The organism is Burkholderia sp. E168m23 (assembly GCF_016586125.1).
Taxonomy (GTDB): Bacteria; Pseudomonadota; Gammaproteobacteria; order Burkholderiales; family Burkholderiaceae; genus Burkholderia; species Burkholderia orbicola.
Genome location: NZ_BCPP01000273.1, coordinates 1 through 7,441, shown reverse-complemented (window position 1 = coordinate 7,441; position 7,441 = coordinate 1). Strand labels below are relative to the sequence as shown.

Below are 7,441 nucleotides of genomic sequence, written 5' to 3'. Positions count from 1 at the left end.
CGGGGCTCAACTTCCGTACCGCAGAGGCTCGCTACCGCCGAACCTCAACAGCACTGCTTCCCTTCCTTCCGCGCCGTGTTTCCGTTAGCGCGAAAGAGGCGTGATTCTAAGCACCCGCCCCCATCCACGCAAGCGCTTTGTGAAGAAAGTTTGAAAAAGCCTCCGTGCGCTGCCGCGCACGGAGGCTTTTGATGAACGGGTCAAGGCGATTCCGCCGATAACCGATGCAGGCCAGCCACCGGACACCCGACCGACGCCAGTCGATCAGCGGTGCTTGAACACCGGCTTCCGCTTCTCGACGAACGCCGCCATCCCTTCCTTCTGGTCTTCGGTTGCGAACAATGAATGGAACAACCGGCGCTCGAAGTGGACGCCTTCAGCCAGCGTCGTCTCGTACGCGCGGTTCACCGACTCCTTGACCATCATGACCGCCGGCAGCGAAAACTCGGCGATCGTCGTCGCGGCAGCAATCGCCTCCTCGAGCACCTTGTCGGCCGGCAGCACGCGCGAAACGAGCCCGGCACGCTCGGCCTCGGCGGCGTCCATGAAGCGCGCGGTCAGGCACATGTCCATCGCCTTCGCCTTCGATACCGCGCGCGGCAGACGCTGCGTACCGCCCGCGCCCGGCATGACGCCCAGCTTGATTTCCGGCTGACCGAACTTGGCCGTGTCCGCCGCGAAGATGATGTCGCACATCATCGCGAGTTCGCAGCCGCCGCCCAGCGCAAAGCCCGAAACTGCGGCAATGATCGGTTTGCGGATCTCGCGGACCGTCTCCCAGTTGCGCGTGATGTAGTCGCCCCGATAAACATCCATATAGGAGTAGGTCGCCATCATGCCGATGTCCGCGCCGGCCGCGAATGCCTTCTCGCTGCCGGTCACGACGATCGCACCGATATCGTCGTCCGCATCGAACGCCTTCAGTGCCGCGCCCAACTCATCCATCAGCGCATCGTTCAGCGCATTCAGCGCCTTCGGACGGTTCAGCGTCACCAGACCGACACGCCCCCGGGTCTCCACCAGGATGTTCTCGTAAGCCATCTATTTCTCCTCGATCAATGAAATGAGAAACGCCTCGCACATGCGAATAGTTTGATGCTATCATTCTCCGACCAACCGGTCGGTTAATTAATCGATCCAATCCCTCTCAACGTTCATCAGGCCGCCGCCATGACCCACGCACTGTTCACGAAGCACGAAGACACGCTGAAACACGCACTCGCCGCCATCGAGAGCCGCGGGTACTGGAGCCCGTTCGCCGAAATGCCGAGCCCCAAAGTGTACGGGGAAAGCGCCAGCGCGGACGGTGAGGCCGCGTTCAAGTCACACCTCGACAAGACCTTCGTGCTCGACCAGCCGGCGACCGGTGAAACGGTCGGCGCCGAGCGCTCGCCGTACGGCATCGGGCTGGGCGTCCGGTACCCGAAATCGACGCCCGACGCACTGATCGCTGCCGCCGCCGCCGCGCAACGCACGTGGCGCGAAGCCGGCCCGAGCGCATGGGTCGGCGTCAGCCTCGAAATCCTCGCGCGCCTAAACCGTGCAAGCTTCGAAATTGCCTACAGCGTGATGCACACCACCGGGCAAGCCTTCATGATGGCGTTTCAGGCCGGCGGCCCGCACGCGCAGGACCGCGCCCTCGAGGCGGTCGCCTATGCGTGGGACGAACTGCGCCGCATCCCGGCCGACGCGCACTGGGAAAAGCCCCAAGGCAAGAACCCGCCGCTCGCGATGCACAAGCGCTACACGATCGTGCCGCGCGGCACGGGCCTCGTGCTCGGCTGCTGCACGTTCCCGACCTGGAACGGCTACCCGGGCCTGTTCGCCGACCTGGCAACCGGTAATACCGTGATCGTCAAACCGCACCCCGGCGCGATCCTGCCGCTCGCCATCACGGTGCGGATCGCCCGCGACGTGCTGCGCGAAGCCGGGTTCGATCCGAACGTCGTCACGCTCCTCGCGACCGAACCCAACGACGGCGCCCTCGTCCAGGACCTCGCGCTGCGCCCCGAGATCAAGCTGATCGACTTCACCGGCAGCACGCAGAACGGCACGTGGCTCGAACGCCATGCCCACCAGGCACAGGTCTACACCGAGAAAGCCGGCGTCAACCAGATCGTGATCGACTCGACAGACGACCTGAAGGCCGCCGCCAAGAACATCGCGTTCTCGCTGGCGCTGTACTCCGGCCAGATGTGCACGGCACCGCAGAACATCTACGTGCCACGCGACGGCATCCGGACGACCGACGGCCATGCGAGCTTCGACGAAGTCGCGCAGGCGATCGCGGTTGCCGTGCAAAAACTCACCGGCGATCCAGCTCGCTCGGTCGAACTGATCGGTGCGATCCAGAACGACGGCGTGACTGCGCGCATCGACGACGCGCGCAAGCTCGGCCGCGTACTCGCGGACAGCGTGACGCTCCAGCATCCCGCCTTCCCCGATGCGCGCGTGCGTACGCCGCTCGTGCTGCAACTCGACGTGGCCGACCGCGAGAAATTCACACAGGAGTGGTTCGGCCCGATCTCGTTCGTGATCGCGACCGACTCGACCGCGCAGTCGCTCGATCTCGCCGGTGAAATCGCCGCCGAGCATGGTGCGCTGACCCTCTCCGTCTACAGCACGGACGACGCAATCGTCGACGCCGCACACGACGCGGCAGTGCGTGGCGGCGTCGCGCTGTCGATCAACCTCACGGGCGGCGTATTCGTCAACCAGTCGGCCGCGTTCTCCGACTTCCACGGCACGGGCGCGAACCCGGCCGCCAACGCAGCGCTGGCCGACCCGGCATTCGTCGCCAACCGGTTCCGCGTGGTGCAAAGCCGCGTCCATGTTGCCCCGAAGGCGGCACCCGCGGAAGCTGGCCAGACGGCATAACCCGATTGGCCGACGTGCAAACGCCACTACGTTCTCTACCATGAACGAATCCGCCACCCGGCGGGTTCGTCACTCACCGATACGCTCATGACAGACGCCTACATCTGCGATGCGATTCGCACCCCCATCGGCCGCTACGGCGGCGCCCTGAAAGATGTCCGTGCTGACGACCTCGGCGCGGTGCCGCTCAAGGCGCTGATCGAGCGCAATCGCGACGTCGACTGGGCGGCGATCGACGACGTGATCTACGGCTGCGCGAATCAGGCCGGCGAGGACAACCGCAACGTCGCGCGCATGTCGGCGCTGCTGGCGGGCCTGCCTGCTGCCGTGCCGGGCACGACGCTGAACCGGCTGTGCGGTTCCGGCATGGACGCGGTCGGCACGGCCGCGCGCGCCATCAAGGCAGGTGAAGCGCGCCTGATGATTGCAGGCGGCGTCGAGAGCATGACGCGCGCGCCGTTCGTGATGGGCAAGGCCGCAAGCGCGTTCGCGCGCCAGGCCGACATCTACGACACGACGATCGGCTGGCGCTTCGTCAATCCGCTGATGAAGCAGCTGTACGGTGTCGATTCGATGCCGGAAACCGCCGAGAACGTCGCGGTCGACTACGACATCAGCCGCGCGGATCAGGACCTGTTCGCGCTGCGCAGCCAGCAGAAGGCCGCACGGGCGCAGCAGGACGGCACGCTCGCTGAAGAAATCGTCGCGGTCACGATTCCGCAGAAGAAAGGCGATGCCATCGTCGTGTCGCGCGACGAACATCCGCGCGAAACGTCGCTCGAAGCGCTCGCGAAACTGAAGGGCGTCGTGCGTCCCGACGGCTCGGTAACGGCCGGCAACGCGTCGGGCGTGAACGACGGCGCCTGCGCGCTGCTACTCGCCAATGCGCAGGCGGCCGACCAGTATGGCCTGCGCCGCCGCGCGCGCGTCGTCGGCATGGCGACCGCCGGCATCGAGCCGCGCGTGATGGGCATCGGCCCCGCGCCGGCCACGCAGAAACTGCTGCACCAGCTCGGCATGCGCATCGACCAGTTCGACGTGATCGAACTGAACGAGGCGTTCGCGTCGCAAGGTCTCGCCGTGCTGCGCATGCTCGGCGTGGCCGACGATGATCCGCGCGTGAACCCGAACGGCGGTGCGATCGCGCTCGGCCACCCGCTCGGCGCATCGGGCGCGCGGCTCGTCACCACGGCACTCCATCAACTCGAGCGTACCGGCGGCCGCTTCGCGCTCTGTACGATGTGCATCGGCGTCGGCCAGGGCATCGCGATCGCGATCGAACGCGTGTAACCCACGCGCCGCCCGCCTATAACGAAGTCATGAAGGAGACACTGCATGTCCTATCAGGCGATCCAACTGGATATCGATCAGGCTGCGGGCGTGGCCACGGTCACGCTCAACCGGCCCGACAAGCTGAACAGCTTCACGCGGGCGATGCATCGCGAACTGCAGTCGGCGCTCGATGAGGTCGAGGCGGCCGGCGTGCGCGCGCTGATCCTGACGGGTGCGGGGCGCGGCTTTTGCGCGGGTCAGGATCTGGCCGACCTCGACTTCACGCCGGGCGCGTCCACCGATCTCGGCACGCTGATCGACGAGCATTTCAATCCACTGATTCGCCGCCTGCAGCGCCTGCCGATTCCGGTGATCGCCGCCGTCAACGGCACGGCAGCCGGCGCCGGCGCGAATCTGGCACTGGCGTGCGATCTGGTGTTTGCCGCCCGCTCGAGCAGTTTCATTCAGGCCTTCGTCAAGATCGGACTCGTGCCCGATTCGGGCGGCACGTGGTTCCTGCCGCAACGCGTCGGTATGGCACGCGCGCTGGGGCTCGCGCTGACCGGCGACAAGCTCGGCGCCGAGCAGGCCGAACAGTGGGGCCTGATCTGGCGTGCGGTCGACGACGACGCGCTCGTCGCGACAACCCGCCAGCTCGCCACCCAGCTCGCGCAGCAGCCGACGCTCGCCATCGCATCGATCAAGCAGTCGATGCGAGACAGCGTCACGAACACGCTCGATCAGCAGCTCGACGTGGAACGCGACCTGCAGCGCAAGCTCGGCCAGTCGCACGACTATGCGGAAGGCGTGCAGGCTTTCATCGAGAAGCGCGCACCGCGCTTCGAGGGGCGTTGACATGACGAATGCCACCGCCACGCTCGACCCCGATTCGCTCGCCCGCGCCACCGCGCAGGCCATGTACGACGCCGACGCCTGCAGCCGTGCGTTCGGTATGGAAATCGCTGAAGTACGCGCAGGCTACGCCCGCCTTCAGATGCGCGTGCGGCCCGAATTCCTGAACGGGCACCAGACCTGCCACGGCGGGATCATCTTCACGCTCGCCGATTCGACGTTCGCGTTCGCGTGCAACTCGTACAACCTGAATGCGGTCGCGGCCGGCTGCTCGATCGAATTCCTCCGCCCCGTGCACGGCGGCGACCTGCTGACGGCCGAGGCGATCGAGCAGGCGCGTGCCGGCCGCCACGGCATCTACGACATCCGCGTCACGAACCAGACAGGCGAGACGGTCGCGATGTTTCGCGGCAAATCCGCCCAGATCAAGGGCACGGTCATCCCGGAAGACCACTGACGTCGGCGGCTCGTCCATAACAAACACTGGAGACATGCATGACTACCCCGCTACCGCTCGAGCCGATCGAGACCGCCTCACGCGACGAGCTGACCGCGCTGCAGCTCGAACGCCTCAAGTGGTCGCTCCGGCATGCGTATGACCACTCGCCCGTCTATCGCCGCAAGTTCGACGAAGCGGGCGTGCATCCGGACGACCTGAAGTCGCTCGCCGACCTGTCGCGCTTCCCGTTCACGACCAAGGGCGACCTGCGCGACAACTATCCGTTCGGGATGTTCGCGGTGCCGCAGGACCAGATTTCGCGTATCCATGCGTCGTCCGGCACGACCGGCAAGCCGACGGTCGTCGGCTATACGGCCGCCGACATCGACACGTGGGCGAATCTCGTCGCACGTTCGATCCGCGCCGCGGGTGCGCGCCGCGGCGACAAGGTGCACGTCAGCTACGGTTACGGGTTGTTCACGGGCGGGCTCGGCGCGCACTACGGCGCCGAACGCGCGGGCCTCACCGTGATCCCGTTCGGCGGCGGCCAGACCGAGAAGCAGGTACATCTGATCCAGGATTTCCGGCCCGACATCATCATGGTCACGCCGAGCTACATGCTGTCGATCGCCGACGAGATCGAGCGCCAGGGCCTCGATCCGGTGCGGAGTTCACTGCGCATCGGCATCTTCGGCGCGGAGCCGTGGACCAACGACATGCGCGTCGCGATCGAACAGCGGATGGGCATCGATGCGGTCGACATCTACGGGCTGTCCGAAGTGATGGGCCCGGGCGTGGCATCCGAATGCGTCGAGACCAAGGATGGCCCGACCATCTGGGAAGACCACTTCTATCCGGAAATCATCGACCCGGAAACCGGCGAAGTGCTGCCGGACGGCGAACTCGGCGAGCTCGTCTTCACGTCGCTGACGAAGGAAGCGCTGCCGATCATCCGCTACCGCACCCGTGACCTCACGCGCCTGTTGCCGGCCACCGCCCGAACGATGCGCCGGATGGAGAAGATCACCGGCCGGTCGGACGACATGATGATCGTGCGTGGCGTCAACGTGTTCCCGACGCAAATCGAGGAGCAGTTGCTCAAGCAGCGTGCACTCGCGCCGCACTATCAGATCGTGCTGACGAAGGAAGGCCCGCTGGACGTGCTGACGCTCAACGTCGAGCCCTGCCCGGAAACCGCGCCCGACACCGCGGCGATCCAGGCGGCGAAACAGGCGCTCGCGTACGACATCAAGTCGCTGATCGGCGTGACGGCCGTGATCAACGTGCTGCCGGTGAACGGCATCGAGCGATCGGTCGGCAAGGCGCGCCGCGTCATCGACAAGCGCAAGAGCTGAGGTCACCTCGCCGCGCAGGCGAGCGGCGCGAACTTCGCGCACTCGCCGCACGCACGCCGCGCAGCGGCGAATCCGAGCCTGCAAATGAAACAGCCCGGTCGGCCAACGCCGATCGGGCTGTTCTACTCCAAAGCATCGTTCGACGTGACACGCAGAGCATCACGCGAACTGAAATCAGACGGACACACCGGCGATCAGACCGGCACGCCCCGCGCACAATGAGACGCGCCATCCATGCCGCGTCTCGTTCACGAGCCACCCTCCGGGCAACCCGCGCCGCCCCCAAATCACGAATTCGGGAACAGCAGCCACATCCGGCCGACCTGCTTCATCCGGCCGGCCTGGTCGCCCGCGTCGTCGCCAAGCCCCCAGAAATAGTCCGCCCGCACGCCGCCCTTGATCGCCGAGCCCGTATCCTGCGCGAACACGAGCCGGTTCATCGGCGTATTCGTCAGCGGACGCGTGGTCTGCAGGAACACCGGCGTGCCGAGCGGGATCGACGACGGATCGACCGCGATCGAGCGCTCAGGCGTCAGCGGCACGCCGAGCGCACCGATCGGACCGTCCGCGCCGCCGTGCGGCGCATCCTCCTTGGTCGGCATGTCGCGGAAGAACACGAAGCGCGGATTCGTGTCGAGCAGCGCGT

The 7,441-nt window shown here is 66.3% G+C and carries 7 protein-coding genes; 5 read left to right on the top strand and 2 right to left on the bottom strand.

Features of this window, described 5'->3' with window-relative positions:
- Positions 1-264: 264 nt before the first annotated feature.
- Positions 265-1,041, bottom strand: a complete 777-nt coding sequence (locus tag JMF90_RS15925) for an enoyl-CoA hydratase (RefSeq protein WP_006477030.1) — start codon at positions 1,039-1,041, stop codon at positions 265-267.
- A gap of 129 nt (positions 1,042-1,170) precedes the next feature.
- On the opposite strand from JMF90_RS15925, the gene paaN reads away from it, so the two are divergent.
- The 5 genes from paaN (at position 1,171) to paaK (ending at position 6,795) form a co-directional block, all read left to right on the top strand.
- Positions 1,171-2,877, top strand: coding sequence for a phenylacetic acid degradation protein PaaN (paaN, locus tag JMF90_RS15920; RefSeq protein ID WP_054928333.1), 1,707 nt, complete (start codon positions 1,171-1,173; stop codon positions 2,875-2,877).
- An 87-nt stretch (positions 2,878-2,964) separates the two neighbouring features.
- Positions 2,965-4,167: a 3-oxoadipyl-CoA thiolase gene (gene pcaF / locus JMF90_RS15915; RefSeq protein WP_054928332.1), complete on the top strand. Its 1,203-nt coding sequence runs from the start codon at positions 2,965-2,967 to the stop codon at positions 4,165-4,167.
- A 45-nt stretch (positions 4,168-4,212) separates the two neighbouring features.
- Positions 4,213-5,004 carry a 2-(1,2-epoxy-1,2-dihydrophenyl)acetyl-CoA isomerase PaaG gene (gene paaG / locus JMF90_RS15910; RefSeq protein WP_027813574.1) on the top strand — a complete coding sequence of 264 codons (792 nt, stop codon included), beginning with the start codon at positions 4,213-4,215 and terminating at the stop codon, positions 5,002-5,004.
- Position 5,005: 1 nt separating this feature from the next.
- Complete coding sequence (paaI, locus tag JMF90_RS15905; protein WP_011546526.1) at positions 5,006-5,458, top strand: hydroxyphenylacetyl-CoA thioesterase PaaI; 453 nt, start codon at positions 5,006-5,008, stop codon at positions 5,456-5,458.
- 38 nt (positions 5,459-5,496) lie between these two features.
- Positions 5,497-6,795 carry a phenylacetate--CoA ligase PaaK gene (paaK, locus tag JMF90_RS15900; RefSeq protein WP_054928331.1) on the top strand — a complete coding sequence of 433 codons (1,299 nt, stop codon included), beginning with the start codon at positions 5,497-5,499 and terminating at the stop codon, positions 6,793-6,795.
- A 287-nt stretch (positions 6,796-7,082) separates the two neighbouring features.
- Here paaK and JMF90_RS15895 read toward each other — a convergent pair.
- Positions 7,083-7,441, bottom strand: a 359-nt coding sequence (locus tag JMF90_RS15895; protein WP_268905977.1) for a 3D domain-containing protein, incomplete at its 5' end; no start/stop codon positions are given.

Bases quoted from the DNA above. Each gene is read 5' to 3' on its own strand.
- JMF90_RS15925 (WP_006477030.1), bottom strand. From the start codon at position 1,041: ATGGCTTACGAGAACATCCTGGTGGAGACCCGGGGGCGTGTCGGTCTG.
- paaN (WP_054928333.1), top strand. From the start codon at position 1,171: ATGACCCACGCACTGTTCACGAAGCACGAAGACACGCTGAAACACGCA.
- pcaF (WP_054928332.1), top strand. From the start codon at position 2,965: ATGACAGACGCCTACATCTGCGATGCGATTCGCACCCCCATCGGCCGC.
- paaG (WP_027813574.1), top strand. From the start codon at position 4,213: ATGTCCTATCAGGCGATCCAACTGGATATCGATCAGGCTGCGGGCGTG.
- paaI (WP_011546526.1), top strand. From the start codon at position 5,006: ATGACGAATGCCACCGCCACGCTCGACCCCGATTCGCTCGCCCGCGCC.
- paaK (WP_054928331.1), top strand. From the start codon at position 5,497: ATGACTACCCCGCTACCGCTCGAGCCGATCGAGACCGCCTCACGCGAC.